The organism is Achromobacter sp. UMC71 (assembly GCF_014170305.1).
Classification (GTDB): domain Bacteria; phylum Pseudomonadota; class Gammaproteobacteria; order Burkholderiales; family Burkholderiaceae_B; genus Achromobacter.
Window position 1 is genome coordinate 220,597 of record NZ_LZZT01000031.1, and the last position, 25,949, is coordinate 246,545.

The window sequence follows — 25,949 nt, forward strand, 5'->3', positions numbered from 1 at the left end:
CGGCGCCGCTTACACAGCGCCGTCCAGCAGTACCCGTTGCTTCAATGCAGTCAGGGCATCGCGGGCGGCTGCCGCCTGTTCGAATTCCAGGTTGCGGGCGTGGTCCATCATGAGCTTTTCCAGGCGCTTGAATTCGCGCGCCAGGGCCTTTTCGTCCTTCAGGAACTCCGCAGGCACCGCCGCCTCCAGCGCGTCGTGCTGCACCGGCGCCACGATGCCGTCGATCAGTTCGCGCACGGCCTTGTGCACGCCCCGCGCGGTGATGCCATTGTCGACGTTGAACTGCAGCTGCTTGGTACGGCGCCTGCTGGTTTCTTCCATGGCGCGCTGCATCGAATCGGTAATGCGGTCGGCATAGAGGATGGCGTGGCCGTTCAGGTTGCGCGCCGCCCGCCCGATCGTCTGGATCAGGCTGCGCTCGGACCGCAGGAAGCCTTCCTTGTCGGCGTCCAGGATCGCGACCAGGGAAACCTCAGGGATATCCAGGCCTTCCCGCAGCAGGTTGATCCCCACCAGCACGTCGAACGTGCCCAGGCGCAGGTCGCGGATGATTTCGACCCGTTCCACCGTATCGATATCCGAGTGCAGGTAGCGCACCCGCACCCCATGCTCGGCCAGGAAGTCGGTCAGGTCCTCGGCCATGCGCTTGGTCAGGGTCGTGACCAGCACCCGCTCGCCCTGCCCCACGCGCGCCTTGATCTGACCCAACAGGTCGTCCACCTGCGTGCGGGCAGGCAGCACCTCGACGATCGGGTCGACCAGGCCGGTGGGGCGCACCACCTGCTCGACCACGTTGTCGGTGTGCTCTTTTTCGTAAGCCGCCGGCGTGGCCGACACGAATACGCACTGGCGCATTCGCGCCTCGAATTCCTCGAGCTTGAGCGGCCGGTTGTCCAGCGCCGAAGGAAGGCGGAAACCGTACTGCACCAGCGTTTCCTTGCGCGAGCGGTCGCCCCGGTACATGGCGCTGAGCTGGCCGATGGTGACGTGGCTTTCGTCGATGAACATCAGTGCGTCGGACGGCAGGTAGTCGATCAGCGTGGGCGGAGGATCGCCCGGCGCGGCGCCCGACAGATGGCGCGAATAGTTTTCGATGCCCTTGCAGAACCCCAGTTCCTGCAGCATTTCCAGGTCGAAGCGGGTGCGCTGCTCCAGGCGCTGGGCCTCGACGAGATGACCATCATCGACAAACCGCTTGACCCGCTCGCGCAGCTCTTCCTTGATGGTTTCGATGGCGCGTATGACGGTATCGCGCGGCGTCACGTAATGCGAACCTGGGTAAACCGTAAAGCGCGGCAGCTTCTGGCGGATGCGGCCGGTCAGCGGATCGAACAGCTCCAGGCTTTCGATCTCGTCGTCGAACAGGGTCAGCCGCAGCGCCAGCTCGGCGCTTTCCGCCGGGAAGATGTCGATGGTTTCGCCGCGCACGCGGAACACGCCACGCGTGAACTCGGCGTCGTTGCGGGTGTATTGCATCGCCACCAGGCGCGCCAGGATCTCGCGCCGCGAGATCTGGTCGCCCGCGCGCAGGATCAGCACCATGGCGTGGTAGTCGCCGGGATTGCCGATACCGTAGATGCACGACACCGTGCCCACGATGATCGTGTCGCGCCGTTCCAGCAGGCTCTTGGTGGCCGACAGGCGCATCTGCTCGATGTGCTCATTGATGGACGAATCCTTTTCAATGAACAGGTCGCGCGTCGGCACGTAGGCTTCGGGCTGATAGTAGTCGTAGTACGAAACGAAATACTCGATCGCGTTCTTCGGGAAGAACTCGCGCATTTCCGCGTACAACTGCGCCGCCAGCGTTTTATTGGGGGCCAGTACCAGCGCCGGCCGCCCGAGCTGGGCAATGACGTTGGCCATGGTGTAGGTCTTGCCTGATCCAGTCACCCCCAGCAGGGTCTGGAACATCAGGCCATCCTGCACGCCCTGGATCAGTCCCTCGATCGCCGCGGGCTGGTCGCCGGCGGGCGGATACGGCTGATATAAGTGGAACGGGCTGTCCGGGAAATCCACATACCCGGCACCCGCCGGGCCCGCGCCGGGCACGGCGGAAACGGGGGCATCGCCAACCGTGTCATTCACGACGGCGGAGACCGCCTTGCCCGCCGCAATCGGGTCTATAGCGCTCTTAGGCATGCTAGACTGTTCCCAGGGTAAACCCCCCATTATCCACAGCACTTCCCACTGCGTCCACTCACTCTCAGCAGAGTCTCATGAGCACCCTTTTCGATTCCGTCGAACTCGCGCCGCGCGACCCCATCCTTGGTCTGAACGAACAATACAACGCGGATACCCGCCCCGGTAAAGTGAACCTGGGCGTGGGCGTGTACTACGACGATCAAGGCCGGATTCCCCTGCTGGGCGCAGTGCGCAAGGCTGAAATTGCCCGCATCGAAGCCGCCGCCGCTCGCGGCTACCTGCCGATCGAAGGCATCGCCGGCTACAACCAAGGCGCTCAAGCCCTGCTGATCGGCAAGGACTCCCCGCTGGCCGCTGCCGGCCGCGTCCTGACCACCCAAGCCCTGGGCGGCACCGGCGCGCTCAAGATCGGCGCTGACTTCCTGCGCCAATTGCTGCCGACCTCCAAGGTTCTGATCAGCGATCCCAGCTGGGAAAACCACCGCGCGCTGTTCGAACGCGCCGGCTTCGAAGTGGGCACCTACGCCTACTACGACGCCGCCACCCGCGGCCTGAACTTCGAAGGCATGCTGGCCGCCCTGAAGGCCGCGCCGGCCCAGACCGTCGTCGTACTGCACGCCTGCTGCCACAACCCCACGGGCGTGGACCCCACCTTCGAACAATGGCAGCAGATCGCCGCCGTCGTGAAGGAAAACAACCTGGTCCCGTTCCTGGACATCGCCTACCAAGGTTTCGGCGAAGGCCTCAAGGAAGACGCTGCCGTCGTGCGCCTGTTCGCCGATCTGGACATGACCATGTTCATCAGCTCGTCGTTCTCCAAGTCGTTCTCGCTGTACGGCGAACGCGTCGGCGCCCTGACCGTCGTGGCCGGCAGCAAGGACCAGGCCACCCGCGTCCTGAGCCAGCTCAAGCGCGTCATCCGCACCAACTATTCCAACCCGCCCACCCATGGCGGCACGATCGTCTCCACCGTGCTGAACACGCCTGAACTGTTCGCCATGTGGGAACAGGAACTGGCCGGCATGCGCGACCGCATCCGCCTGATGCGCAAGCAGCTCGTCGAGAAAATCAAGGAACACGGCGGCAAGCAGGACTTCAGCTTCGTGCTCCAGCAGCGCGGCATGTTCTCGTATTCGGGCCTGACTTCGGCCCAGGTCGATCGCCTGCGCGAAGAACACGGCGTCTACGCCGTCTCCAGCGGCCGCATCTGCGTCGCCGCGCTGAACAGCGGCAACATCGACCAAGTCGCCAAGGGCATCGCCGCGGTGCTGTAACGCACCTGCCTGCCGGCGCCTGCCAAACGGGACCTTCGGGTCCCGTTTTTATTGCGTGCTTGCCAGCCCGGCTGATACCCGCTTGCTTTTTTGCGTTATGTCCCCCAGAATGCTGCTGTATATATGTACAGTCCGACCCCAAACGGATCATCGCCATGGCCAGCAAACTCACTGATCGTCAACAGCAAATCCTGGACCTCATCCGGCAAACCGTCACGCGCACCGGCTTTCCGCCCACCCGCGCCGAAATTGCCCTGGCCCTGGGATTCCGCTCGCCCAACGCGGCCGAAGACCATCTCAAGGCCCTGGCCCGCAAAGGCGCCATCGAACTCACCGCAGGCGCGTCGCGCGGTATCCGCCTGAAAGACGCCGCGCCCGCCTCTACGCAAGCTCCCCTGCCCTTGCCCGGCCTGGCGCAGCTGCTGCTGCCGCTGGTGGGCCGCGTGGCCGCTGGCAGTCCGATCCTGGCCGCCGAACACGTCGAACGCGAAATCGGCGTCGATTCCAGCCTGTTCGCCCAAGCCCCCGACTACCTGCTCAAGGTACGCGGCATGAGCATGCGCGACGCCGGCATCCTCGAAGGCGATCTGCTCGCCGTCAAGAAAGCCTCTGAAGCCCGCAATGGCCAGATCGTGGTTGCCCGCCTAGGCGACGACGTCACGGTCAAACGCCTGCAGCGCCAGAATGGCCGCATCGAACTCCTGCCCGAAAATCCCGACTTCGCCCCCATCATCGTCGAAGCCGACCAGGAATTCGCCCTTGAAGGCATCGCGGTCGGACTGATCCGCACTCACGCGCTGCACTAGGCCTGGCCGCCGCAGCGGCCCTCTTCGACGTTGCCCCGGCTCCAAAAAAGAAACCCCGCGCAAGCGGGGTTTCTTGTTGAAGGCGTTGCAAGCAACGCCTTCGGGGACTTGCGCGGACTTTAGTGCTTGAGCACCGGGTCCGTCGAGCCCGGCTCCGCCGGCTTGGCGACCAGCGGTTCCTTGACCGCCTCGTCTTCAGCCAGCGGCTCGGGCAGGCGTTCCAGCGCCAGTTCCAGCACCTTGTCGATCCAGCGGACCGGCACGATCTCGAGATGGTTCTTGACGTTGTCCGGGATCTCCGCCAAATCCTTGACGTTTTCCTCCGGGATCAAGACCGTCTTGATGCCACCACGGTGGGCGGCCAGCAGCTTTTCCTTCAGGCCACCGATCGGCAGGACTTCGCCACGCAGCGTGATTTCACCGGTCATGGCGACGTTGGCACGCACCGGGATGCGCGACAGCGCCGACACCATTGCCGTGGTGATCGCGATACCGGCGGACGGACCGTCCTTGGGCGTCGCGCCTTCCGGCACGTGCACGTGCATGTCGTGCTTCTCGAACACGCTGTCGGCAAAGCCCAGGCGACGTGCCCGCGAGCGCACCACCGTACGAGCCGCCTCGACCGATTCCTTCATCACGTCGCCCAGCGAACCGGTGCGTTGGATCACGCCCTTGCCGGGCATGTCCGCCACTTCGATCGTGAGCAGATCGCCGCCGACTTCCGTCCAGGCCAGGCCGGTCACTTGGCCGATCTGGTTTTCCTTTTCGGCCATGCCGAAGGTGTAGCGGCGCACGCCCAGGAAGTCGCTCAGATTGTCGCCCGTGACATTCACAGGCTTCAGATCCAGCGACTTGCCTTCCGCCTTGGCGCGGTCGGTCTGGGTCAGCAACTGCTTGATGACCTTGCGGCAGATTTTGCCCACTTCGCGTTCGAGCGCACGCACACCGGCTTCCCGGGTGTAGTAGCGCACGATGTCGCGCAAGGCGCTGTCGTCCACGGTCAGCTCGGTATCCTTCACGCCGTTGTTCTTCATCAGCTTGGGCAGCAGATGGTCGCGGGCGATGTGGATCTTTTCTTCCTCGGTGTAACCCGACAGGCGGATCACTTCCATGCGATCCAGCAGCGCCGGCGGAATGTTCAGCGTGTTGCTGGTCGCCACGAACATGACGTCGGACAGGTCGAAGTCGACTTCGATGTAGTGGTCCTGGAACGTGTGGTTCTGTTCCGGGTCCAGCACTTCGAGCAGGGCCGACGAGGGATCGCCGCGGAAATCCATGCCCAGCTTGTCGATTTCATCAAGCAGGAACAAGGGATTGCGCACGCCGACCTTCGACATGTTCTGGACGATCTTGCCCGGCATGGAACCGATATACGTACGGCGGTGGCCGCGGATCTCGGCTTCGTCGCGCACGCCGCCCAGGGCCATGCGCACGAACTTACGATTCGTGGCCTTGGCGATGGACTGACCGAGCGAGGTCTTGCCCACGCCCGGAGGACCGACCAGGCACAGGATCGGCGCCTTGACCTTGTCCACGCGCTGCTGCACGGCAAGATATTCAAGAATGCGTTCCTTCACCTTTTCCAGGCCGTAGTGGTCGTTGTCCAGTACGGTTTCGGCGTTGGCGATGGAATTGTTGATCTTGCTCTTCTTTCTCCAGGGGAGATTGATGAGCGTGTCGATGTAGTTGCGCACCACGGTGGCTTCGGCCGACATGGGCGACATCAGCTTGAGCTTCTTGAGCTCGGCATCGGCCTTTTTACGCGCCTCTTTGGGCATGTGGGCAGCGATGATCTTCTTTTCGAGCTCTTCGATGTCCGCGCCTTCTTCGCCTTCGCCCAACTCCTTCTGAATGGCTTTGACCTGCTCATTCAGGTAGTAGTCGCGCTGGCTCTTTTCCATCTGCTTCTTCACGCGGCCGCGGATCCGCTTTTCGACCTGGAGAATGTCGATTTCGGTTTCCAGCTGCGTGAGCAAGCCTTCGAGGCGCTCGGAGGTGCCAACGATCTCGAGCATCTTCTGCTTTTGCTCGAGCTTGAGCGGAAGATGCGCGGCGATCGTGTCGGCCAGGCGGCCGGCGTCATCGATGCCGGCGAGCGAGGTCAGGATCTCCGGAGGGATCTTCTTGTTCAGCTTTACGTACTGCTCGAACTGGGCGACGATCGCACGGCGCAGGGCCTCGGTCTCGGAGCCTTGAACGGCGTCCGGCTCGATCGGGGTGACCTGGCAGGTGAAGTGCGAATCGGCGTCTTCGATGCTGTTGATGCGGGCGCGCTGGGTACCTTCGACCAGCACCTTGACGGTGCCGTCGGGCAGCTTGAGCATCTGCAGGATGCCGGCAACGCAGCCGATCTCGTAAACGTCTTCGGGAGTGGGATCATCCTTGCCGGCGGACTTTTGGGCCACCAGCATGATGCTCTTGCCCGCTTCCATCGCAACCTCGAGCGCGCGGATCGAGCGCGGACGGCCGACGAACAGCGGGATGACCATGTGCGGGAACACCACGACATCGCGCAGTGGCAGCAGGGGAAGGTCGATCGGGTCGGAAGGCAGGGTCTGGCTGGCAGACATAGGAGGTTCCTCGGTATGACTCGGCGTATCGGGGACAGGATGTCCGGGTATACCCCGGCATCTTCGTCAGTTACGTCTGTTATGGGAACAATAGCCGAAAATTCAAGATCCCGGCTGCCGGATAAACAAAACGGCAAAAAAAACAGTGGCCGGTATCTCTTGCTTTCTTGGACACCCCTCGGGGACATCCGTTCAACGTCTGTCCCCCAGGTAAAAAAACCCGTTACGAGAACGGGTTTTTCTGAAATAACCGTCAGGCCGCGGCGTCGCGGACTTCTCCGCGCTCGGGCTTTTCGGCGGTGCTTTCTTCGTCCGCGTAGATCAGCAAGGGCTTGCCCTCGCCTTCGATCGCGCCTTCATCCAGCACCACGCGCTTGACGTTGCCTTGCGACGGCAGGTCATACATGGTGTCGAGCAGCGCCTGTTCGATGATGGAACGCAAGCCGCGGGCACCCGTCTTGCGCTTGAGCGCCTTGCGGGCGATCGCCTTCAGGGCGGCCGGGCGCACGTCCAGCTCGGCGCCTTCCATGGCGAACAGCTTCTGGAATTGCTTGAGCAGGGCGTTCTTGGGCTCGGTCAGGATCTGAACCAGCGCGGCTTCGTCGAGCTCGTCCAGCGTGGCGACCACCGGCAGACGGCCGACCAGTTCGGGGATCAGGCCGAACTTGATCAGGTCTTCGGGTTCGACCTCGGAGAACAACTCGCCCACGCCGCGTTCGGACTTGGCGCGCACGGAGGCCGAGAAGCCGATGCCGGACTTTTCGGTACGGTCGCGAATGACCTTTTCCAGTCCGTCGAAGGCGCCGCCGACGATGAACAGGATGTTGGTCGTGTCGACCTGGACGAAGTCCTGGTTGGGATGCTTGCGGCCGCCTTGCGGGGGCACCGAGGCAACCGTGCCTTCGATCAGCTTGAGCAAGGCCTGTTGCACGCCCTCGCCCGACACGTCGCGGGTGATGGACGGGTTATCGGACTTGCGGGAAATCTTGTCGATTTCGTCGATGTAGATAATGGCGCGCTGCGCCTTCTCGACTTCGTAGTTGCAGTTCTGCAGCAACTTCTGAATGATGTTTTCGACGTCTTCGCCCACGTAACCGGCTTCGGTCAACGTGGTGGCGTCAGCCATGACGAACGGCACGTTCAGCATGCGAGCCAGCGTCTGCGCCAGCAACGTCTTGCCCGACCCGGTGGGGCCGATCAGCATGATGTTGCTCTTGGACAACTCGACTTCGTCGCCCTTGATCTCGCCGTGGCGGATGCGCTTGTAATGGTTGTAGACGGCCACCGCCAGCATACGCTTGGGCGAGGTCTGCCCAATGACGTACTGGTCGAGGAACGTCTTGATTTCGGCCGGAGTGGGCAGTTCGGAACGAATCGCCGCGCGCGCAGTCGCCTGCGCTTCCTCGCGGATGATGTCGTTGCACAAGTCTATGCATTCATCGCAGATGAATACCGACGGACCCGCGATCAGCTTGCGGACTTCGTGCTGGCTTTTATTGCAAAACGAGCAATGCAGCACTTTTGCGTCTGCCGATCCCTTTTTTTCAGGCATATGTAGTCGTATCTCAGGTAAAGAAGCGCCGGACCGGGTAAACGGCCCGGCGCCTGCGCTTACTCAAACGTGGCAGCAGCGGGTCGGACTCAACCGGGAAGTCAGCCTTCCGAACGGGAGGTCATCACCTTGTCCACCAGTCCATACGATACCGCATCTTCGGCGGACATGAAGTTGTCACGTTCCGTGTCCAGGCCGATACGCTCGATCGACTGGCCGGTGTTATCGGCCAGGATGCGATTGAGGCGCTCGCGCAGGTCCAGGATCTCGCGAGCCTGGATCTGGATGTCGGAAGCCTGCCCTTGGGCGCCGCCCGAGGGCTGGTGAATCATGATGCGCGAGTTGGGCAACGTGAAACGCTTGCCCTTCTTGCCAGCCGCCAGCAGGAAGGCGCCCATGCTGGCCGCCAGGCCGGTGCACAGGGTCGACACGTCCGGCTTGATGAACTGCATGGTGTCGTAGATGGCCATGCCCGCGTACACCGACCCGCCAGGCGAGTTGATGTACAGGGAAATGTCCTTGTCAGGATTCTCCGATTCCAGGAACAGCAACTGCGCCACGACCAGGTTGGCCGTTGCGTCGTTGACCGGGCCCACCAGGAAAATGAGCCGCTCGCGGAGCAGACGCGAATAGATGTCGTAGGCGCGTTCGCCGCGCCCCGACTGCTCGATCACCATGGGAATGTAGCCCAGGCCGGTGGGGGTCACCGAAGACCCGCCATTCATTGCCGCATAGAAATCGGTGAATCTCTGCATAGTGTTACGCCATCCCCATCAACTGATCGAAAGGCACCTTTTCTTCGGTGACCTTGGCCTTGTCCAGCACGTGCGCGACAACGTTGTCTTCGAGCACGATAGCCTCGATTTCAGCACGACGCTGGCGGTCAGCCAGGTAATAGCTGACAACCTGAGCGGGTTGTTCGTAGTTTTCCGCGAATTCTTCGATGCGGGCACGAACTTGTTCCGGCTTGGCCTGCAGTTGGGCTTGCTTGACCAGTTCGGACACCAACAGGCCCAGGCGCACGCGGCGCTCGGATTCGGTCGAGAAGGCTTCGGCCGGGATCGGCACCGATTCGGCGTTGGGCACGCCACGCTGCTTGAGCTCTTCGCGAGCGGCGGCGATGCGGCTTTGCACGTCGTTGTCGACCAGGGCCTTCGGCACGTCGAACTTGCCGGCCTCGACCAAGGCGTCCATCACGCTGGACTTGGTACGGCCTTGCGAGCGCACCTTGACTTCGCGTTCGATGTTGCTGCGGATGTCGGCCTTCAGCTTTTCGACGTCGCCTTCGGCCTGGCCGAGCGACTTGGCGAATTCAGCGTTCAGTTCGGGCAGGACGCCTTCAGCCACTTCCTTGACGGTAATGGTGAATTCGGCGGTCTTGCCGGCGACTTCCTTGCCTTGGTAATCGTCAGGGAACTTCAGCGGGAAGACCTTGCTTTCGCCAGCCTTCAGGCCGCGGGCGGCTTCTTCGAATTCCGGCAGCATGCGGCCTTGGCCGAGCACGAACGGGAAGTCTTCGGCCTTGCCGCCTTCGAACGGCACGCCGTCGATGGTGCCGGCGAAGTCCAGCGTGACGCGGTCGCCGTCTTGCGAAGCGCGGCCTTCACGGGCTTCGAACGTGGCGCGCTGCTTGCGCAGGACGTCCAGGGTCTGTTGCACTTCGGCGTCGGTGACGGCGGTGTCAAAGCGGGTGACGGTCAGTGCCGACAGGTCGGGCACGGCGACTTCGGGGTAGACCTCGAACGTGGCGGTGAACGCCAGCGTGTCGTCGGCGGCGCCTTCGGTCTTGGGTTCCAGGTTCGGGGCACCGGCGACGCGCAGCTTGGCGCCGTCGACGGCTTGTTCGAACGCACGGCCAACTTGGCTATTGATCACGTCGTAGCGGATGCTGGGACCATGGCTGCGCTCGAGCATGGCGAGCGGCGCCTTGCCAGGACGGAAACCAGGCACCTTGGCGGTACGGGCCACGCGCTTCAATTGCGCCTGGACTTCCTTTTCGACGTCGGCCACCGAGACGGCCAGATCAACACGGCGCTCCAGGCCGGAGAGGGTTTCAACCACAGGCTGCATTAAAAGACCTATTTTCCGAGAGATAAGAGATGACGGGCGGATAAACGCACCATTTTACCGGAAACTTCCGGAACCCTGACGCAAAGGGGTGCGAGCCCCCGGATAAGCCCGGATGCTCGCACCCCGTTTTCCACCCCTGAGGGAGGCAAACGCCCGCTGGGGCGCCTTATTTCGCCTTGGCGATGCGCTCTTCGATGTGCTGAGCGCGCTTGGCCGAAGACGGATGGGAACTCATCATATCGCTCTTGCCGCCATCAAGCTCGGCCAGCTTCTGGAACGCGGTCACCAGCCCCTTCGTGTTGAGCTTCTTGGCCTGGAGCTGGTCGAACGAATAATCGTCGGCAGCGCTTTCCTGCGACTGCGAGAATTGCGCGTTGATGAATTTTTCGGTCACGTCGCCCAGCTGGGACGAATTCAGCGCAGCCACGGTGGCGCCGCCCGCGGCGCCGGCGGCGTCGCGCGCAGCCGACACGGTGTAGGCGGTCTGCATGGCCTTCTTGCTGTGGCCCAGCGCCACGTGGCCGATTTCATGGCCGACCACACCCAGCACTTCGTCGTCGGTCATCATGTCCATCAGGCCGCTGTAGACGCGGATGCACCCGTTGGCCATGGCCCAGGCGTTGACGTCCTTGGTGATGTAGACCTTGTAGTTGGCCTTCTGACCGTTCACGGTGCCGCCCAATTGCTTGGCAATCTTCTGCAGGCGGGCGTCGTACTTGCTGCCGGGGGCAGCGATCTTTTCCTGGGAATCGCTTTGCGCGCAGGCCTTGTCGGACAAGGTCTTGATGTCGGCATCGCTCAGGGTGGCGGCCTGCACCACCTTGCTGCCGGCGCCCACCAGGCCCCCGATATCGAGAGCATGCGACGCGGAATAAGGGGCGAGCGTAACGGCCAGCGCGGCAACGGTGTAGCGGATCTTCATGGAAAAAACTCCTCTTGACTGACTCTGTGCGAGTGAGGCGGCAATTCTATATACGCCAAAAGCTCGCAAACCGTTTCGCCACAGAGTTTCGCAAATGCGAATTTCGCTTACACAAAAGGCATGCGAATGCGTTCTTAGCGTGGTAAGTACCGCAACCCCGACGCCGATTTGTCATAAAAAACAGAATCGCCGCTGCCTGGCATTGATAGAATTGCCGCCGCACTTTTTCGCACCCAACCTCGGCTCGCAACCACCCATGACCCCGAACACCCCTCCCCGCCTCGGCCTGCTGCCCAGCCTGATCTTCAGTTCGCGCTGGCTGCAATTGCCGCTCTACCTGGGCCTGATTGTCGCCCAGGGCGTCTACGTGATGCTGTTCCTGAAAGAGCTGTGGCATCTGCTGACGCACGCCAACAGCTTCGGTGAAATGGAAATCATGCTGCTGGTGCTGGGCTTGATCGACGTCGTGATGATTTCGAACCTGCTGGTCATGGTGATCGTGGGCGGCTACGAGACCTTCGTGTCGCGCCTGCGCCTGCAAGGCCACCCGGACCAGCCCGAGTGGCTCAGCCACGTCAACGCCAGCGTCCTGAAGGTCAAGCTGGCCATGGCCATCATCGGCATCTCGTCGATCCACCTGCTGCGCACCTTCATCGAGGCGGGCACCCTGGGCACGCCCAACGCCCGCTTTTCAGAGGCCGGCGTGATGTGGCAGACCATCATCCACGCCCTGTTCATCCTGTCCGCGCTGGGCATCGCCCTGGTCGACAAGCTGTCCACGCCGGCGCCGCACCCCAAGCACTGACGCCACCGCGACGGCACGGAAAAAGAAAAAGCCCCTGCACATTGCGTGCGGGGGCTTTTTATTGGAGCGGACCGTTGCCGGCCGCTACCGGACGGAACTCAGGCCGCCACCTTGATGTTCTTGGCGCTAGGACCCTTGGGGCCGGTACCGACCTCGAACGTGACGCGCTGGTTCTCCTGCAGCGACTTGTAGCCTTCGCTGCGGATTTCAGAGTAGTGAGCGAACAGATCCTTGCTGCCGTCGTCGGGCATGATGAAGCCATAACCCTTTTCGGCGTTGAACCACTTGACGATGCCGGTTGCCATGGAATTTCCTCGAACCTAAAAAGTGCGATTGCTCGCGGGGCGCCAGATCATCAAGGATGGGAGAGGAAGCAACCGCAGCACCACTGACGGCGACAAGTTAAACGCAGACCGCGTCTCTTGAAAATCTCGCTGAACCCAGTGTATTGGCGAACCCCGAAAAACGTCAAATATGCGTGCGTTCCGAAGGTCGCACCGCCGTTCGCACTAGGCGGCGCGCCGCAATATTTTCAACTGGCCACGCGCCGATACAAGCGGATACTCTCGGGCAGCCGCAGCGGACGGACCTCAGCCTGCGAAGCCGCCCGCGTCCAGGAATTCCTGCTCGGGCTGCGTGGTGTTGCGGCCCAGGGCGGCATTGCGATGCGGGAAGCGGCCAAAGCGCTTGATGATGTCGCGATGCAGGACTGCCCAATGCACCGAGTCGGCCCCCAGGGGCTCCATCAGCGCCACGGCCCGGTTCTGCACGGCCAGGTTCTCGGCATGCTCGAAAGGCAGGTAGAAGAACTGGCGCATCGACGGATCGACCGCCAGGTCGTGTCCCGCCGCGATGGCCCGTTCGGCGAAAACCAGCGCCAGAGGATCGGTGGCGAACATGTGGGCGGTGCCGCGATAGGCATTGCGGGGGTACTGGTCCAGCAGGATCATCAACGCCAGGGCGCCATCAGGCGCGTCCAGCCAATCGTCCAGCTGCCGCGCAGCCGCGGCGAGGTGGGCGGCCCCGCAGTGCTGGCGGAAGCGCTCATCGAAGGCGGCATCCTTGGTGAACCAGTGCTGGGGTCCGGCATCGCGCCAGAAAGCCACCACGTCGTGCGGCTGCAGGGAAATCGGTTCTTGGCCGGGATGGGTCATGGAGATCGTCCTGTGTCGAATGCGCGCGGCGCGGAGCCGGGCTGGATGCGGAAAACTGGGCAAGGATACCGCGAGCCGCCGGACCCTGGCGCCGGTGCCCCTTGCCGGCTGACAGGCGCAAAAAAAGCCCTGCAAGAGGCTGGATGCGAAAAGGCCTCCTTGCGGAGGCCTTGGATGCAAAAAAGCCCCCGAAGGGGCTTTTCCGAAAAGTCAGGACCTTACAGGACCTGAATCTTCGTGGCTTGCGGGCCCTTGGGGCCATTGGCCGTCACAAAGCTGACGCGCTGGTTCTCTTCCAGAGACTTGAAGCCCGAGCCCTGAATTTCGGAGAAGTGAGCGAACAGGTCCTTACCACCCGCTTCCGGGGTGATGAAGCCATAGCCTTTTTCCGAATTGAACCACTTAACGACGCCGGTTTCCATACTGTATTTCCTAGAGATAATGGGCAAATGCCCGGAGGTCACGAATCAATCAAGGAGGGGACAGTAGAACAATAACGCTGAGCCGGAAAAGGCACGGCACTGAACGAAAATCGCAACGCTTGTGATCGTGTGCCGACACTATCGTTATGTTCCCCTCACAAGTCAACATAATCCTAAAAAATACGTGCCAATAATGCAACAAAGAGAAACTGCGCACCAAATTCACACGTTTTCATAGGCAAAAAGAGGCCCTGCATAGGTGTAAACACCCACACATCATAAAAAAACAATCGAGGCTTATATAAATGCCGTCAAACGCGCATTGAACTCATACGTCGTTTTGGCTGGCACTTTGGTTTGCCGTCAGGCTTACTCGTCGATAGGTAAACCCAACAGATCGAGCGCCGCGTTGAAAGCCTCGGCGTCCGAGCAAAGGAAAACCGCCACGTCGCCGGGATTCATATTTTCCAGGACCTGGTCGATTTGGTCTTGCGCATTATCAACATTGTCGACATTGGCAGCGTGTATGTCCGCTCCGCCTTCGACTTTTTCGGGGGGCACGATGTCCGCGATGGCATTGAGATCGTTTACGCCGGTCACGACATAAGCACTGATGCTTTCGCCATCGAGCGTTGTGTGCAGCTCAACGCCGCCCGCCACGTCGGCAACATGCCGACTGAGTATTTCCATGATCAATCTTCCTAGACTTGCGGGCCAGGCCCGCCCGGGCGCGCACCGCGCAGGTGCGCCTACGCCCAGGCGCGACTATAACAGCCTTATGCTAAGGCTTCCTGACAATCGGACCGAGTGACTGGCGAGCGGCGCCAGACGTGGCCGCCACGTTGCGGCTGCGCACGCCGGCCGCGGCCAGCGCGGCGAGCAGCGGCTTCTGGGCGGCCAGGAACACGGCCTTCTCGTCGCCGGCCAGCTTGCACAGGAACATCTGGGCCTGCAGCTGGGTGCGGCGGGCCTTGCGGTTGTCGGCTTCCTGGGCCAACCAGGCTGCCACCCAGTCGGCGGCAGCCTGGGCGTCGCCCTGCAGCTTGACGTGTCCCAGCAGGTCGAAGACAGTCACGCCAGCGATGGCGCCGTCTTCGGTGCGCGTCAGAAAGAGCTTGGCGGCCTGGCCGGTGTAGCCGGGGATCAACGCGAGGCAATCGCGCTCAGCGGGTTTCTTCATGGGTACTGCCCGTAACGGTTATCGGTAACCCAGCACTGTAACCCGGCCTCGCGGCTGTCGCGTGGACGCCACGGAACTCTGCTATCGTCAGCCTGTTTTTTCCCTACATGGCGGACATCATGCAACGCGATTTCGATCTGGTCGTCACGATCCTGGGAGCCCTGCGCGACGCGCCGGGCCCCAACCTGAGCACCCACGACATCAAGAACGCCGCTCTGGCGCCCCACCCCGAAGAACAGGGCCTGCAGCTGATTGCGCACCACCTGGACCTGCTGGCCGACGCCGGCCTGGTCAAGCAGATCAGCGAGACGGCGGCGACCGCCGGCGACACGCGCTGGCGTATCACCTGGAAGGGCTACGATGCCCTGGAACAGGATGAGGACGACGAAGAAGACGAGGACTTCGACGCCGAGGAATAAGGCGTCGCGGTCCGCTGACCGTGACCTGGGCACCCGTTGACGCCCTGGTCGCGAAGGCCGATACAGGCGCCCCTTTGCGGGGCGCCTTTTTTTGGCTCAGCCGCGCCGCAGGATGCGCCGGGTGAGCAGCGCTGCGGCGCTGCCGATCACGAGGCTGAACATGAAAGCGGCGATCGACAGCATGGCCGCCTGGTCGCCGAAGCCGGCCGAACGCGACAGGAAGAACACGGCGGCAAAGACCGCCGCGGCCAGCAGGGCCACGCCCGCCAGCGCCTGACCGACCGAGCGCAGGCGGCCACAGAGCGAACCGCCCACCAGCGCCGCGGCCACCATGGCGGCCATGGACCAGAACAGATATTCGTACTGCATGCGGATGGACTCCCCCGGGGGTATTGAGGCGCCCGCATTATAGGCGGCGGCGCGGCCCATCTGTCCCCGAAGGATCCGAGGCCTGGCAGGACCTGTCCGGACGTTTCAGGCCGGCGGCGCCACGGCGATGGCGCTGATTTCCACCAGCGCGCCATAGTGCAGTTCACGCGTCGGCACGATGGCGCGGGCGGGCCGGTGGTCGCCGAAGCTGCGCTCGTACACGCTATTGACCTCGTTCCACATGCCGACGTCGGGAATGTAGACGGTGACGTTGACCACAGAGGACATCGACGAGCCCGCTGCTTCCAGGATAGCGGCCATGCTGCGTAGCGCGGCTTCGGTCTGCGCCGCCACGCCTTGCGCCAGTTGCGGGCGTTCGCCAGGCAGGGCGGGCAGCAAGCCCAACTGCCCGGAAACGAAAACGAAGCCATTGGCCCGCACGGCCTGCGAATAGTGGCCGGCCGGCGGGATGGCGTTGGGGGTGTGGATGAGGTCCATCTGGTTTCCTGTGGTGATTACCAGCCGCGGAAGCGTTCCCAGTGCGCCACGATCTTGCGGTCACCGGATTGCAGGACTTCGTAGGCGTCGTGCTGGGCGCAGGTGGCGCAGGCGTGGTTCGGCACGATCCGCAGTTTGGTGCCCAGCGGCAGATCCGGCAAGGCGGCCCCACTGCCGGCGCGCAGCTTGATGATGCCCTGCTCCTGGTTGGTCTCGGCCAGCAACAGATCGGGATAGACCTTGCCATCGGCGTCGCACACCAGGCCATACAGCTGGTCCACGGGCTGCTTGGCGGTGCCGCGGTCGCGCGACATCGCCATCCAGCCGGCGTCGACCAGGATCCAGCCCTTGTCGGGCTGGTGGCCGATCACCGTCGTCAGCACGGTGGCGGCGATGTCGTCCACGGTGCATACGCCCAGCCCGGCCATGACCAGGTCGAAGAACACATAGACGCCCGCGCGCACCTCGGTGACGCCTTCCAGGCTGCGGGCGAAGTGCGCGGTGGGGGTGGATCCGACGCTGACAACGGAACACGGCAGGCCCGCGGCGCGGATGGCCTCGGCGCAGCCGACGGCGGCCAGGCGCTCTTGCTCGGCCATGGCGGCGATGGCATCCAGGCTGCGGCAGCCATAGGATTCGCCCGCATGGGTCATGACGCCGCGCAGGCAACCCGCGCCGTGCAGCGCCTGGGCGATCGCCAGCAATTGCTCTGCCTGGCCGGGCTGCACGCCCGCGCGGTGGCCGTCGCAGTCGATTTCGATCAAGGCGGGGATGGCCGCGCCTTCCTGCCTGGCCCGCGCGGCGACGGCCCTCGCCGCCTCCACACTGTCGACCACCACCGTCAGGTCCACGCCGCTACGGCGCAGGGCCAGCACGCGGTCCAGCTTGGCCGGCGCCACCCCCACGGCATACAGCAGATCCGTCACGCCGGCCGCGGCGAACTGTTCGGCTTCCTGCAACGTCGAAACAGCGGCGGGCCCCTCGGGGCGGGTCATGACGCGCCGCGCGACCTCGATGGACTTGGGCGTCTTCAGGTGCGGGCGCAGTTGCACGCCATGACCGGCCATCAGGCCGTTCAGGCGCTCGATATTGCGCGTCATCCGGGTCTCGTCCAGCAGCAGGCAGGGCGTTTCCAGGGTATCCAGGGTGGCGTGGGCAGCAGTCATGGCAGTGTCGGCGGGAAAAACCGGGCGGGAACAAGCGGGATCGGAGCGGGCGCCGCCCGGCGCGGATCCGCATGACGGCAGTATGGTGCGCGCCGAGCACTACGTGTTTAATAAGGACTTAATCAATCATTAAGGCGATTCTGAATGATTACCACCGACGACCTGCGCTTTTTCCTGAGCCTGGCGGCGACCAGTTCGCTGGCGCAAGCCGCCCGCGCGCTGGACGTGACGCCACCGGCGGTGACCCAGCGGCTGCACGCCCTGGAAAAACGCCTGGGCGTGCGGCTGGTCAACCGGTCCGGGCGCGGCACGGCATTGACAGACGAAGGCCGGCTGCTGGCGCTGCGCGCCGGCCAGATCTGCGGAGAGCTCAACGACCTGGCCGACGAACTGGTCGGCCGGCGCGGCGTGGTGGCCGGCCATCTGCGGGTGGTGGCCCCGCTGGGCTTCGGCCAGCGTTATGTGGCGGGACTGGTGGCGCAGTTTCGCGAGAATAGCGAAGACGTCACCGCCAGCCTGGTCCTGTCGGACGGGCCGCCACGCCTGGCCAGCGACAACTGGGACGTGATGATTCACATCGGCGAGCTGCGCGATTCGACCCTGGTGGCGTATCCGCTGGCGCCCAACCGGCGCATCCTGTGCGCCTCGCCCGCCTACCTGGCGCGCCGTGGCGCCCCCGCCAAGCCCGAAGACCTGCGCGACCACGACTGCATTGCCTTGCGGGAAAACGAAGAGGACGTGACGCTCTGGCGCTTCAAGCGCGGACGCGGGCCGGCCGTGGGAGTGCGTATCGCGCCAGTGCTGTCCAGCAACGCCGGCGCGGCCGCCGTGGCCTGGGCGTTGGCGGGCCACGGCATCGTGGCAAGGTCCGAATGGGACGTGGCCGAGCATGTGAAGAACCGCGACCTGGTGCCACTGCTGGCCGGCTGGACTTTGCCCGAGGCGAATGTGGTGGCGCTGGTCAAGTCGCGCCAGGACCTGTCGGCGCGCACGGCGGGGTTTCTGGCCCACCTGCGCGAGGCGTTTGCCGCCACGCCGTGGCGCGACAAGCCCTAGCGGCGGGTCAGTCCAGCATCGCTTCGGCTTCGATCTCGATCAGCCATTCCGGCAGCGACAGGCCGCTGACCACGACCCACGACGAAGGCGGCGGATCTTTCGGAAAGCGGTCGCGCAGCGCCTGCGCGATCACTTCCTGGTCTTCGCGGACAGTGTCGCAGATGTAGATGCGCAGCATGATGACCTGCGCCAGCGTACCGCCGGCCGCGGCCAGGACGCGTTCGACATTGTCCAGCGCGGCCTTGGTCTGCTCGTTCAGGCCAGGGCCGACGGTGCGCTCGTCGGCATCCACGCCCACCTGCCCGGACAACAGCATGCGCCGTTGGCCGGTCACGATGACGGCCTGGCTGAATCCGTATTGCACCGAGTTGAAGACGGTATCGGGATTGACGACGGTTCGGGACATGTTTTTTCTCCTGGTAGGCGCCGCGCCCCGCGGCACGGCGCAACAGGCATTCTAGAACCATCGCAGCCTCATGCCGCCGCGGTCGCCGGCTTGGCGCCCCGCGCCGTGTAAAGCGCCGCCAGCAACACAATCGCGCCCGCCCCCACCGCGGTCCAGAACCCCGCCCCGACGCCACGGTGGTCGACGATCCAGCCCGCCAGGGCCGCCCCGGCGGCCACACCGGCGCCCAGCCCGGTCACCAGCCAGGTCAGCCCTTCGGTCAGGCGTCGGCCCGGCACGCTGCCTTCTACCATGGCCATCGCGATGATCATTGTGGGCGCGAACGACAGGCCGGCAAGCAGCACGCCCAGCGACAGGGTCAGCAGATCGCCCACCAGCAACAGCGGCACGGTGGTGAAGGCGGTAATGGCGGCGGCGATGGCCAGCATGCGCGCCAGCGGCATCCGGAACTTCAGCACGCCGAACGCCAGGCCCGCGATGCAGGAACCCAGGGCGTAGGCCGACAGGACCACGCTGGCGCCTGCGGGCAGGCCCTGCTGGCGGGCGAAGGCCACGCTCATCACATCGATGGTGCCGACGATGACGCCCATGGCCGCCATCATGGCGGTCAGGTGGCGCATGATGGGCACGCTCAGCACCGACGCTTCGCGGCCCGCCTCGCGCGGCTGCACCGCCGGCGCGGTAGCGCGTTGCAAGACGAAAGCCGTGACGCCCAGGCCCAGCAACAATGCCGCGCCCAGCGGGCCGGCCTCGGGGAACAGCACGACGCACAGCCCCACCGCCACAGGCGGCCCGATGATAAAGCTGAGTTCGTCGAACACCGATTCCAGCGCATAGGCGGTGCGCAACTGCGGCTGGTCGCGGTAGATCTCGGTCCAGCGGGCCCGCGCCATGGCGGGCATGCTAGGCAGGCTGCCCGCCAGCGCCGCGAACAGGAACAAGGTCCAGTCGGGCGCGCCCGTGCGCACGCAGACGGCCAGGCCGACCAGGCCCGCCACGCTGACGCCGGCCGCCAACGGCAGGATCTTGCCCTGGCCGTGGCGGTCCACCAGGCGGGAAATGCGTGGCGCCAACAGCGCCGTTGCCAGCGCGAACGTGGCGGCCACCGCCCCGGCCAAGGTGTAGGCGCCTCGCACCTGCGACAGCATCGTGATGATGCCGATGCCGATCATCGGCAGGGCCAGCCGCGCCACCGCGCATGCGGCGACAAAACCTGCGGCGCCGGGCGCCTTGAACAATTCGCGATAGGGATTCGACACCCGGAACCTCTGGGGATGTTGCAGGCCAGCGGCCGCTTGCCGCCGGACAGATTGACATACGTAACGTATGTGAGATCGTATTCACATACCCGGCGCCTGTCAATTAACATACGTCGCGTATGCAACGGGAGCCAACCATGCCGCGATCGCGCGCCGAGATGATTGAAGAGACCCGCGGGAAACTGCTGGCGACGGCGCGGGAATCGTTCCGCCGCAGCGGCTACGCGGCGACATCGATGGATGATCTGACCGCCGCCGCCGGATTGACCCGAGGAGCGTTGTATCACCATTTTGGTGACAAGCAAGGTTTGCTGGCGGCGGTGGTCGAGCTGATCGATGGTGAGATGGATCAGCGGCTGCAGGATATCTCCCGGCGCGCACCGGACGCCTGGACCGGCTTGCGCGAGCGCTGCCACGCCTATCTGGAAATGGCGAACGAACCGGAGATTCGCCGGATCGTGCTGCAAGACGCGCGCGCGGTGCTGGGCCACAACGGCAACACCGCGCAAGACCAGTGCAGCGTATCGCTGGGCACGTTGCTGCAGACCTTGATGGAGCAAGGCCGTATCGGCCCGGCCGATCCGCGCGCGCTGGCCCGGATGCTCTATGGCGGTCTGGCCGAAAGCGCCTTCTGGATCGCCGCCGGCGACGATGGCCCGGCGCGTCTGGCGCAAGCGCTGCAAGCCGTGGATCTGCTGTTGCAAGGGCTGCGGCGAGAGCCGTGACGGCAGCCCCGCCGGCGCGCATAATGCAGCACGGTATTTTTCCTGGCAGGCCGCAACGGCCCGCCGCGCAAGGCCGGCGCGTAAACCCGGCCCCCTACGACTTTGAACGCCTGATTCCGCATATGAAGCTCTTGCGCCCTTACGCCTTGGCCGCCCTGCTCTGTGGCACCGCGCTGCTGCCCGCCGCCGCTTCCGCTCAACCGCCAGCCCCCGAGACCGCCCAGGCCCTGGTCGGCAAATGGCGGCACCAGACCATGTTGCGCACGGTAGACGGCCAGGCCTTGCCGCCGCAGCCCGCCGGCGGCTCGGGCGTCGCGGAATTCCGCGCGGACGGCACCTGGTCCATGCAAGGACCCGGCATGGTGTCCAGCGGCACCTACCGCTGGCTGGACGCCAAGCGCATCGAGCAGACGCTGGAACAATCCACCAGCAAGTACGAGCTGGGCGTGGCCTCGATCCGCTACGTGAAGATCCAGGGCGATCACCTGAGCCTGACCCGCATCCAGGACCGCAAGGAAATGGACAAGCTGATGCCTGCAGCCGCGCCCGGCACCAAGCGGCCGGACGAGCTGATCGTCACCAACGTTTTCACCCGGTTGCCCGCCGACTGAACGCCCGCCTGCGCGAACAGGAGAGCCTGGCGCAGGCCCCTGATGCCCGCGCGGCTCGGCCGAACGCGGTATAGGAGGATGCAACCTTCTTTGCTACGCTGGGTCACACTCCTGGAGGCCATCATCCATGAAGCAGAAGATCCGCGTGCTTTGCGTGCAGCCGTCGTCCCCGTCGGCGCGCTTTGCGTTCCTGGCGATCGCGCTGCGCTGGTCGCTGGGCGCGACGCCCCGGCCCGAACGGCTGCGGATCGGTCCCCACGACCTGGCGCCCGTCGGCTCCGAGGCTGCCTTCTGGATGTTTGCACTGCGCCATGCCCTGTCGTCGCAGTCCGTGCTTGTGACGCGCGGCGATCACTGGGATGTCGGCGCCTCGGTCGACGGCGATGAAATCCGCGCCTTCGGCCGCAAGTTCGCGCTGCGCCAGTGCCTGTAGCGCCCCTCGCCGCCCTATAACCGCGCTGCCCTACTCCTAGACGGGTGGCTTGCGGTGATAGGCGGCCAATTGTTCGGCCGTCCAGCGCTGTTTGGCCTCTTCCTGACAGCAGGTCCGGAACACCCGCGCGCCGACGTCCAGAAAACCCCGCACATCCTCGTCCGTCAGCTTGCCTTGCACTTTCATCAGGCAGTCCGCGTAGGCGGACAGAATGCCGTCCCACCCCTCGGGTTTGGCGGGCGCGACGGGTTTACTGATCATGCAAACCATCATTTCGTTATGGTCCATACTGATTCCCCACTGAAGCCGGGCCGCGGCCCCGAGGGCCACAGCGATCAGACTGGCAAATCAGCAGCAAGCGCCATGCCTGCCACGGGCCCGGGCGCCGCAGTAACCTGAAGGCGCCCATCCGCCGCGCCAGGCCCGGCCGCGCAGTGCAAAAACTACCGTTATCGCCCGATCAGCGCTTAGGCACCGCGGGGTCCGGCGCCCGTCCCCGCAGCAAGGCCTCGGGACGGGTCTGCAGGTAGTTGGACAGGTCCCGCAGCGAGCGCGCAGCCCTGCCCAGCTCGCGCGCCGCGACGCCGGCATCCCCCACCAGCGTACCGTCGGGCTGCAGCATATTGCCCACGGCGGCCAACGAGCGGGTGGCGTCGCGCAGCAGGGCCTGGGCCGCCGGCGCCACTTGCGTGTCCAGCCGCCTGGCCAGGCTGGACGTGGCGCGCAACAGGCCGCTCAATTCGATACCGATCGAATCGAACGGCACCTTGTCCAACCGGGTCATGATGCGGCTGATCTGCTGCTGCAGCTGGTCCAGATTGTTCGGCACGGTGGGCAGGAACGGCACTTCCTCCATCTTGAACGCCACCGGCGCGGCATCCGGAAACACCGCCAGGGCGACATAGAGCTGGCCGGTCAGCAGATTGCCGATGCGCAATTGGGCGCGCAGGCCGCGCTCGACCAGGGCGGTCATCAAGCGGCCGCTGGGGCGCGCAAGGTCCGGGCCGGTGTACTCGCGCACGTCCCCGAGCGCTTGCCTGCCCAGCCGTTCGGGATAGACCGTGGCCGACACGACGGCATAGAACAGGCCGGTGGCATTGTCGAATTCCAGCCCGATCGCATCCACCTGCCCCAGCGCCGCACCAAACCCGTCGATGGGCGCACCGACCGCCAGCCCGCGCACCGATTGGTCAAAGCGCATGCGTATCCGCAACGGCTGGCCGTCGGGCTGCGCGCGAGCGGCCTCTTCGTTGGGAAACAGGGCGAATGCCGTGCCCGGCGGGGCCGGCGGGCGCTCGCGCGCGTCGAAGGTTTCGAACGCCATGCCGCCGATCGCCACCGACAGCAGCGATTGCGAGCGCACCTTCAGCCCGCGCGAGTCCACGGTGAAGTCGATGCCGCCCGCGTTCCAGAACCGCGAGCCGGCATTGACGTGCGCGTCGTAAGGCGCGTCGACGAACACCTCGACGGTGACGCCCGAACCGCCGCTGTCCAACTGGTAGCCGATGACTTCGCCGACCGCGACGCGCCGGTAATAGACGGGGGAACCGATTTCCAGGGAACCCAGATCGCTGGCGTGCAGCGCATAGCGCTTGCCGCTGCGGTCCTGGGCCACCTGAGGCGGCGTTTCCAGGCCGGTGAACGCGGATTTGGCCGCCGGGCGCGCGCCGTCCTTGCGCGGGCCGGCCGGGTCCACGCCGATGTACGCGCCAGACAGCAAGGTGCTCAAGCCAGACACCCCGTTCAGCGTCAGGCGCGGCCGGACCACCCAGAATGCGGTGCCGTCGCGCAACAGATCGGCGGCGTCCTGATTCAGGCGGATGGTCGCCACCACGCCTGAGCGGTCGGCGTTGAGCGCCACGCGCTCGACCACGCCCACCACGACTTCCTTGAAACGGACCTGGGTCTTGCCGGCCTCCAGGCTTTCGGCCGTGCGAAAGGCGATGGTGGCGGTGGGACCGGCCTGCAGCCAGGCATGCAGCACCAGCAACAAGCCGCCCAAGGCGGCCACGGCGGGCACCAGCCAGATCCAGGAAATACGCCGGCGGCGCCCGCGCGGGGCTGCGGCAACGCTGGCAGGTTCTGGCTCAGGCATGCAGACCCCCCTCTGGCGGTTATCCCATCAGAGTCGCCCCATGGCGGACATGGCGCAAGAGGGTATTCCCGATGCCGGGCGTGGGCGCGCTAGAACTCTGGCAGTTCGAACAGCGTATGCAGGGTGGAACTGGGCGCGGGCGCGGACGCCAGATGCTCGCGCCCGTCGTCGTCGGCCAGCACGCGCACGGGACGCGAGGCGACCGAACGGCCGTCCACGCTGATCATGGTTTCGACGTCGGCGCCGGCCTTGATGGCCTCGATGACTTCGGAGGCCGCCGCCGTGACGGGGTCGCTGACCCAACCGGGCACGCCGCGTTCGGCCAGCCCCCAACGCACATAGGCGACATGGCCGCTGACGGGTTCTTTACGAACGGCGACGATCGCATAAAAAGACATCCAGGCCTCCCTAAAGTATGTGGCCCGGATCGTATAACAACTTGGCTGACCTGCGATGACAGCTGCGGTCAGGGCTCGATATCGATAGGCGCAAAGGATTTCACCAGGTCATCCAGCTGCTTGAGCTGGGTCAGGAAAGGTTCAAGCTTGTCGAGCGGCAAGGCGCTGGGGCCGTCGCACTTGGCATTCCTGGGGTCCGGATGGGCTTCCAGGAACAGCCCGGCCAGGCCCACGCCCATGCCCGCTCGCGCCAGGTCGGCCACCTGCTCGCGGCGCCCGCCGGACGCCGCGTCCAGGGCCGAGCGCTGCTGCAGGGCGTGCGTGACGTCGAAGATCACCGGACGGTTACCCGATACCTTCTTCATGACGCCGAAGCCCAGCATGTCCACCACCAGATTGTCGTAGCCGAAACTGGTGCCGCGGTCGCACAGGATCAGCTGCTCGTTACCGGCTTCCGTGAATTTCTCGACGATGTTCAGCACCTGCGTGGGGCTGAGGAACTGCGGCTTCTTGATGTTGATGACGCGGCCGGTCTTGGCCAGGGCCACCACCAGGTCGGTCTGGCGGGCCAGGAAGGCCGGCAATTGCAGGATGTCGGCCACCTCGGCGACCGGCGCGGCCTGCCAGGGTTCGTGCACGTCGGTGATCACCGGCACACCGAACTCCTTCTTGACCGCTTCGAAAATCTTCATGCCCGCTTCCAGGCCCGGACCACGGTAGGAATGGATCGACGAACGGTTGGCCTTGTCGTACGAGGCCTTGAAGACGTAGGGAATGCCCAGCTTGGTGGTCACGCGCTGGTATTGCTCGCAGGCGCGCAGGGCGAGATCCAGCGATTCCAGTACGTTGATCCCGCCAAACAGCACGAAGGGCTGGTCGTTGGCGCAGGTGATCGAGGGCGAGATGACGACTTCCGGGGCGGTCATGATGAGGCAATCCTGTAAAGGTGAAGCAGGTAATAGTGCGTAATGTACAACCTGCCCACCCTGGATCCGGCCGCCCGCGCCGCCTTTTGGCGTGCATCAGCGGCTGGAGGTCATGCGGCGCAGCACGCCGTCGCGCAGCACATAGTGGTGGAACAGGGCCGCCACCGCGTGGATACAGGCCAGCACGATGATGCTCCAGGCCACCGTATTGTGCAGGCCGCCGATGAAACGCCGCTGCTCGTGGTCGATGCTGATCAGCGTGGGAATATCGAACAGCCCGAAAAAGGCGAACGGCTCACCCTGGGCCCAGCGGAACAGGAACCCCAGCACGATCTGGGTCGCCAGCAGCAGATACAGCAGCCCGTGCATGCCCGAGCTGGCCAGGCGCAACCACCCCGCCCCGGCCGGCGCCAGCCGCCGGCCCGCGGCCAGGCGCCAGACGGCGCGCAGCACGAACACCGCCGCGAACAGCAGCCCGAACGAAATATGCAGCGATTGCAGCAGGCGCCGCGTGGGCGTGCCGCGCGGCAGGAAGCCCCAGATTTCCGCCAGGGCAAACAGGCCGACCACCAGGAGGACGGTGAGCCAATGGAATACGATGGTGGCCCGATCGTAATGCAGGTTGCCGGCAGGGGAAGTCGGGATCGAGGCGGTGGTCACAAGATACACTCGTCAGCTAGGGGCCTGT

General features: G+C 64.6%; 29 protein-coding genes. 8 read left to right on the forward strand and 21 right to left on the reverse strand.

The annotated features are described in order from the left end of the window. Nucleotides 1-9: 9 nt before the first annotated feature. Nucleotides 10-2,142, reverse strand: a complete 2,133-nt coding sequence (gene uvrB, locus A9974_RS15170; RefSeq protein ID WP_220805957.1) for an excinuclease ABC subunit UvrB — start codon at nucleotides 2,140-2,142, stop codon at nucleotides 10-12. Nucleotides 2,143-2,219: 77 nt separating this feature from the next. Here uvrB and A9974_RS15175 point away from each other — a divergent pair, with 77 nt between their 5' ends. Together A9974_RS15175 and lexA are read left to right on the forward strand one after the other, a co-directional pair. Beyond that, nucleotides 2,220-3,419 carry an amino acid aminotransferase gene (locus tag A9974_RS15175; protein ID WP_183004992.1) on the forward strand — a complete coding sequence of 400 codons (1,200 nt, stop codon included), beginning with the start codon at nucleotides 2,220-2,222 and terminating at the stop codon, nucleotides 3,417-3,419. Between the two features lie 155 nt (nucleotides 3,420-3,574). Continuing rightward, nucleotides 3,575-4,225, forward strand: a complete 651-nt coding sequence (gene lexA / locus A9974_RS15180; RefSeq protein WP_183004993.1) for a transcriptional repressor LexA — start codon at nucleotides 3,575-3,577, stop codon at nucleotides 4,223-4,225. A gap of 119 nt (nucleotides 4,226-4,344) precedes the next feature. Here lexA and lon read toward each other — a convergent pair whose 3' ends face one another. The 5 genes from lon to A9974_RS15205 all read right to left on the reverse strand — a co-directional run bounded on the left by lon (nucleotide 4,345) and on the right by A9974_RS15205 (nucleotide 11,339). Beyond that, nucleotides 4,345-6,795, reverse strand: coding sequence for an endopeptidase La (lon, locus tag A9974_RS15185; protein ID WP_183004994.1), 2,451 nt, complete (start codon nucleotides 6,793-6,795; stop codon nucleotides 4,345-4,347). A gap of 253 nt (nucleotides 6,796-7,048) precedes the next feature. Then, on the reverse strand, nucleotides 7,049-8,347 hold the full coding sequence (gene clpX, locus A9974_RS15190; RefSeq protein WP_183004995.1) for an ATP-dependent Clp protease ATP-binding subunit ClpX: 1,299 nt from the start codon (nucleotides 8,345-8,347) through the stop codon (nucleotides 7,049-7,051). A gap of 101 nt (nucleotides 8,348-8,448) precedes the next feature. After that, nucleotides 8,449-9,102: an ATP-dependent Clp endopeptidase proteolytic subunit ClpP gene (gene clpP / locus A9974_RS15195; RefSeq protein WP_183004996.1), complete on the reverse strand. Its 654-nt coding sequence runs from the start codon at nucleotides 9,100-9,102 to the stop codon at nucleotides 8,449-8,451. A gap of 4 nt (nucleotides 9,103-9,106) precedes the next feature. Continuing rightward, nucleotides 9,107-10,417, reverse strand: a complete 1,311-nt coding sequence (tig, locus tag A9974_RS15200; RefSeq protein ID WP_183004997.1) for a trigger factor — start codon at nucleotides 10,415-10,417, stop codon at nucleotides 9,107-9,109. Nucleotides 10,418-10,583: 166 nt separating this feature from the next. Next, nucleotides 10,584-11,339, reverse strand: a complete 756-nt coding sequence (locus A9974_RS15205; protein WP_183004998.1) for a M48 family metalloprotease — start codon at nucleotides 11,337-11,339, stop codon at nucleotides 10,584-10,586. Nucleotides 11,340-11,595: 256 nt separating this feature from the next. Here A9974_RS15205 and A9974_RS15210 point away from each other — a divergent pair, with 256 nt between their 5' ends. Next, entirely contained in the window at nucleotides 11,596-12,144 is a 549-nt protein-coding gene (locus A9974_RS15210; RefSeq protein WP_025135987.1) for a TIGR00645 family protein, read from the forward strand. A gap of 98 nt (nucleotides 12,145-12,242) precedes the next feature. Here the strand turns inward: A9974_RS15210 and A9974_RS15215 are convergent, their stop codons facing one another. From A9974_RS15215 to A9974_RS15235, 5 genes are all read right to left on the reverse strand, one after another. After that, nucleotides 12,243-12,449: a cold-shock protein gene (locus A9974_RS15215; RefSeq protein ID WP_006225311.1), complete on the reverse strand. Its 207-nt coding sequence runs from the start codon at nucleotides 12,447-12,449 to the stop codon at nucleotides 12,243-12,245. A 285-nt stretch (nucleotides 12,450-12,734) separates the two neighbouring features. Further along, nucleotides 12,735-13,298, reverse strand: coding sequence for a DUF924 family protein (locus tag A9974_RS15220; protein ID WP_183004999.1), 564 nt, complete (start codon nucleotides 13,296-13,298; stop codon nucleotides 12,735-12,737). A gap of 218 nt (nucleotides 13,299-13,516) precedes the next feature. Then, nucleotides 13,517-13,720, reverse strand: coding sequence for a cold-shock protein (locus A9974_RS15225; protein ID WP_006220190.1), 204 nt, complete (start codon nucleotides 13,718-13,720; stop codon nucleotides 13,517-13,519). Between the two features lie 369 nt (nucleotides 13,721-14,089). After that, nucleotides 14,090-14,410: a hypothetical protein gene (locus A9974_RS15230; protein ID WP_183005000.1), complete on the reverse strand. Its 321-nt coding sequence runs from the start codon at nucleotides 14,408-14,410 to the stop codon at nucleotides 14,090-14,092. A 91-nt stretch (nucleotides 14,411-14,501) separates the two neighbouring features. Further along, nucleotides 14,502-14,900: a hypothetical protein gene (locus A9974_RS15235; RefSeq protein WP_183005001.1), complete on the reverse strand. Its 399-nt coding sequence runs from the start codon at nucleotides 14,898-14,900 to the stop codon at nucleotides 14,502-14,504. Nucleotides 14,901-15,019: 119 nt separating this feature from the next. Here A9974_RS15235 and A9974_RS15240 point away from each other — a divergent pair, with 119 nt between their 5' ends. Then, nucleotides 15,020-15,319 carry a DUF2513 domain-containing protein gene (locus A9974_RS15240; protein ID WP_183005002.1) on the forward strand — a complete coding sequence of 100 codons (300 nt, stop codon included), beginning with the start codon at nucleotides 15,020-15,022 and terminating at the stop codon, nucleotides 15,317-15,319. 96 nt (nucleotides 15,320-15,415) lie between these two features. Here A9974_RS15240 and A9974_RS15245 read toward each other — a convergent pair whose 3' ends face one another. The 3 genes from A9974_RS15245 to A9974_RS15255 form a co-directional block, all read right to left on the reverse strand. Next, complete coding sequence (locus A9974_RS15245; protein ID WP_183005003.1) at nucleotides 15,416-15,688, reverse strand: hypothetical protein; 273 nt, start codon at nucleotides 15,686-15,688, stop codon at nucleotides 15,416-15,418. A 105-nt stretch (nucleotides 15,689-15,793) separates the two neighbouring features. Next, the gene (locus A9974_RS15250; RefSeq protein ID WP_183005004.1) at nucleotides 15,794-16,186 is read right to left on the reverse strand and encodes a RidA family protein; all 393 of its coding nucleotides are present in this window, start codon (nucleotides 16,184-16,186) and stop codon (nucleotides 15,794-15,796) included. A 17-nt stretch (nucleotides 16,187-16,203) separates the two neighbouring features. Beyond that, nucleotides 16,204-17,352: a DSD1 family PLP-dependent enzyme gene (locus A9974_RS15255; RefSeq protein WP_183005005.1), complete on the reverse strand. Its 1,149-nt coding sequence runs from the start codon at nucleotides 17,350-17,352 to the stop codon at nucleotides 16,204-16,206. Between the two features lie 144 nt (nucleotides 17,353-17,496). On the opposite strand from A9974_RS15255, the gene A9974_RS15260 reads away from it, so the two are divergent. Continuing rightward, the gene (locus tag A9974_RS15260; protein ID WP_183005006.1) at nucleotides 17,497-18,408 is read left to right on the forward strand and encodes a LysR family transcriptional regulator; all 912 of its coding nucleotides are present in this window, start codon (nucleotides 17,497-17,499) and stop codon (nucleotides 18,406-18,408) included. A gap of 7 nt (nucleotides 18,409-18,415) precedes the next feature. Here the strand turns inward: A9974_RS15260 and A9974_RS15265 are convergent, their stop codons facing one another. Next, entirely contained in the window at nucleotides 18,416-18,814 is a 399-nt protein-coding gene (locus A9974_RS15265; RefSeq protein ID WP_183005007.1) for a RidA family protein, read from the reverse strand. Between the two features lie 68 nt (nucleotides 18,815-18,882). Continuing rightward, nucleotides 18,883-20,073, reverse strand: coding sequence for an MFS transporter (locus A9974_RS15270; RefSeq protein WP_183005008.1), 1,191 nt, complete (start codon nucleotides 20,071-20,073; stop codon nucleotides 18,883-18,885). Between the two features lie 137 nt (nucleotides 20,074-20,210). Between A9974_RS15270 and A9974_RS15275 the strand changes: the two genes are divergently transcribed. The 3 genes from A9974_RS15275 to A9974_RS15285 all read left to right on the forward strand — a co-directional run bounded on the left by A9974_RS15275 (nucleotide 20,211) and on the right by A9974_RS15285 (nucleotide 21,842). Beyond that, on the forward strand, nucleotides 20,211-20,798 hold the full coding sequence (locus A9974_RS15275) for a TetR/AcrR family transcriptional regulator (protein ID WP_183005009.1): 588 nt from the start codon (nucleotides 20,211-20,213) through the stop codon (nucleotides 20,796-20,798). Between the two features lie 122 nt (nucleotides 20,799-20,920). Next, nucleotides 20,921-21,409: a hypothetical protein gene (locus A9974_RS15280; RefSeq protein WP_183005010.1), complete on the forward strand. Its 489-nt coding sequence runs from the start codon at nucleotides 20,921-20,923 to the stop codon at nucleotides 21,407-21,409. Between the two features lie 127 nt (nucleotides 21,410-21,536). Then, entirely contained in the window at nucleotides 21,537-21,842 is a 306-nt protein-coding gene (locus tag A9974_RS15285; protein ID WP_183005011.1) for a hypothetical protein, read from the forward strand. Between the two features lie 36 nt (nucleotides 21,843-21,878). Here the strand turns inward: A9974_RS15285 and A9974_RS15290 are convergent, their stop codons facing one another. From A9974_RS15290 to A9974_RS15310, 5 genes are all read right to left on the reverse strand, one after another. Further along, a complete protein-coding gene (locus A9974_RS15290) occupies nucleotides 21,879-22,103 on the reverse strand; it encodes a hypothetical protein (protein WP_255468178.1) in 225 nt (74 codons plus the stop codon). 199 nt (nucleotides 22,104-22,302) lie between these two features. Next, complete coding sequence (locus A9974_RS15295; protein ID WP_183005013.1) at nucleotides 22,303-23,937, reverse strand: intermembrane transport protein PqiB; 1,635 nt, start codon at nucleotides 23,935-23,937, stop codon at nucleotides 22,303-22,305. 89 nt (nucleotides 23,938-24,026) lie between these two features. Next, the gene (locus A9974_RS15300) at nucleotides 24,027-24,335 is read right to left on the reverse strand and encodes a carbohydrate isomerase (RefSeq protein ID WP_183005014.1); all 309 of its coding nucleotides are present in this window, start codon (nucleotides 24,333-24,335) and stop codon (nucleotides 24,027-24,029) included. Nucleotides 24,336-24,403: 68 nt separating this feature from the next. Next, nucleotides 24,404-25,261, reverse strand: a complete 858-nt coding sequence (gene kdsA / locus A9974_RS15305; protein ID WP_183005015.1) for a 3-deoxy-8-phosphooctulonate synthase — start codon at nucleotides 25,259-25,261, stop codon at nucleotides 24,404-24,406. Nucleotides 25,262-25,357: 96 nt separating this feature from the next. Beyond that, complete coding sequence (locus A9974_RS15310; RefSeq protein WP_183005016.1) at nucleotides 25,358-25,921, reverse strand: cytochrome b; 564 nt, start codon at nucleotides 25,919-25,921, stop codon at nucleotides 25,358-25,360. Between the last annotated feature and the right edge of the window lie 28 nt (nucleotides 25,922-25,949).

Excerpts from the sequence above, each read along its gene's own strand:
- lexA (WP_183004993.1), top strand. The coding sequence starts at position 3,575 with ATGGCCAGCAAACTCACTGATCGTCAACAGCAAATCCTGGACCTCATC.
- clpX (WP_183004995.1), bottom strand. The coding sequence starts at position 8,347 with ATGCCTGAAAAAAAGGGATCGGCAGACGCAAAAGTGCTGCATTGCTCG.
- A9974_RS15175 (WP_183004992.1), top strand. The coding sequence starts at position 2,220 with ATGAGCACCCTTTTCGATTCCGTCGAACTCGCGCCGCGCGACCCCATC.
- A9974_RS15280 (WP_183005010.1), top strand. The coding sequence starts at position 20,921 with ATGAAGCTCTTGCGCCCTTACGCCTTGGCCGCCCTGCTCTGTGGCACC.
- A9974_RS15215 (WP_006225311.1), bottom strand. The coding sequence starts at position 12,449 with ATGGCAACCGGCATCGTCAAGTGGTTCAACGCCGAAAAGGGTTATGGC.
- uvrB (WP_220805957.1), bottom strand. The coding sequence starts at position 2,142 with ATGCCTAAGAGCGCTATAGACCCGATTGCGGCGGGCAAGGCGGTCTCC.
- A9974_RS15205 (WP_183004998.1), bottom strand. The coding sequence starts at position 11,339 with ATGAAGATCCGCTACACCGTTGCCGCGCTGGCCGTTACGCTCGCCCCT.
- lon (WP_183004994.1), bottom strand. The coding sequence starts at position 6,795 with ATGTCTGCCAGCCAGACCCTGCCTTCCGACCCGATCGACCTTCCCCTG.
- A9974_RS15230 (WP_183005000.1), bottom strand. The coding sequence starts at position 14,410 with ATGGAAATACTCAGTCGGCATGTTGCCGACGTGGCGGGCGGCGTTGAG.
- A9974_RS15255 (WP_183005005.1), bottom strand. The coding sequence starts at position 17,352 with ATGACTGCTGCCCACGCCACCCTGGATACCCTGGAAACGCCCTGCCTG.
- A9974_RS15250 (WP_183005004.1), bottom strand. The coding sequence starts at position 16,186 with ATGGACCTCATCCACACCCCCAACGCCATCCCGCCGGCCGGCCACTAT.
- A9974_RS15210 (WP_025135987.1), top strand. The coding sequence starts at position 11,596 with ATGACCCCGAACACCCCTCCCCGCCTCGGCCTGCTGCCCAGCCTGATC.
- A9974_RS15285 (WP_183005011.1), top strand. The coding sequence starts at position 21,537 with ATGAAGCAGAAGATCCGCGTGCTTTGCGTGCAGCCGTCGTCCCCGTCG.
- A9974_RS15295 (WP_183005013.1), bottom strand. The coding sequence starts at position 23,937 with ATGCCTGAGCCAGAACCTGCCAGCGTTGCCGCAGCCCCGCGCGGGCGC.
- A9974_RS15245 (WP_183005003.1), bottom strand. The coding sequence starts at position 15,688 with ATGCAGTACGAATATCTGTTCTGGTCCATGGCCGCCATGGTGGCCGCG.
- A9974_RS15260 (WP_183005006.1), top strand. The coding sequence starts at position 17,497 with ATGATTACCACCGACGACCTGCGCTTTTTCCTGAGCCTGGCGGCGACC.
- A9974_RS15240 (WP_183005002.1), top strand. The coding sequence starts at position 15,020 with ATGCAACGCGATTTCGATCTGGTCGTCACGATCCTGGGAGCCCTGCGC.
- A9974_RS15225 (WP_006220190.1), bottom strand. The coding sequence starts at position 13,720 with ATGGAAACCGGCGTCGTTAAGTGGTTCAATTCGGAAAAAGGCTATGGC.
- A9974_RS15265 (WP_183005007.1), bottom strand. The coding sequence starts at position 18,814 with ATGTCCCGAACCGTCGTCAATCCCGATACCGTCTTCAACTCGGTGCAA.
- A9974_RS15275 (WP_183005009.1), top strand. The coding sequence starts at position 20,211 with ATGCCGCGATCGCGCGCCGAGATGATTGAAGAGACCCGCGGGAAACTG.
- kdsA (WP_183005015.1), bottom strand. The coding sequence starts at position 25,261 with ATGACCGCCCCGGAAGTCGTCATCTCGCCCTCGATCACCTGCGCCAAC.
- clpP (WP_183004996.1), bottom strand. The coding sequence starts at position 9,102 with ATGCAGAGATTCACCGATTTCTATGCGGCAATGAATGGCGGGTCTTCG.
- A9974_RS15290 (WP_255468178.1), bottom strand. The coding sequence starts at position 22,103 with ATGATCAGTAAACCCGTCGCGCCCGCCAAACCCGAGGGGTGGGACGGC.
- tig (WP_183004997.1), bottom strand. The coding sequence starts at position 10,417 with ATGCAGCCTGTGGTTGAAACCCTCTCCGGCCTGGAGCGCCGTGTTGAT.
- A9974_RS15220 (WP_183004999.1), bottom strand. The coding sequence starts at position 13,298 with ATGACCCATCCCGGCCAAGAACCGATTTCCCTGCAGCCGCACGACGTG.
- A9974_RS15235 (WP_183005001.1), bottom strand. The coding sequence starts at position 14,900 with ATGAAGAAACCCGCTGAGCGCGATTGCCTCGCGTTGATCCCCGGCTAC.
- A9974_RS15300 (WP_183005014.1), bottom strand. The coding sequence starts at position 24,335 with ATGTCTTTTTATGCGATCGTCGCCGTTCGTAAAGAACCCGTCAGCGGC.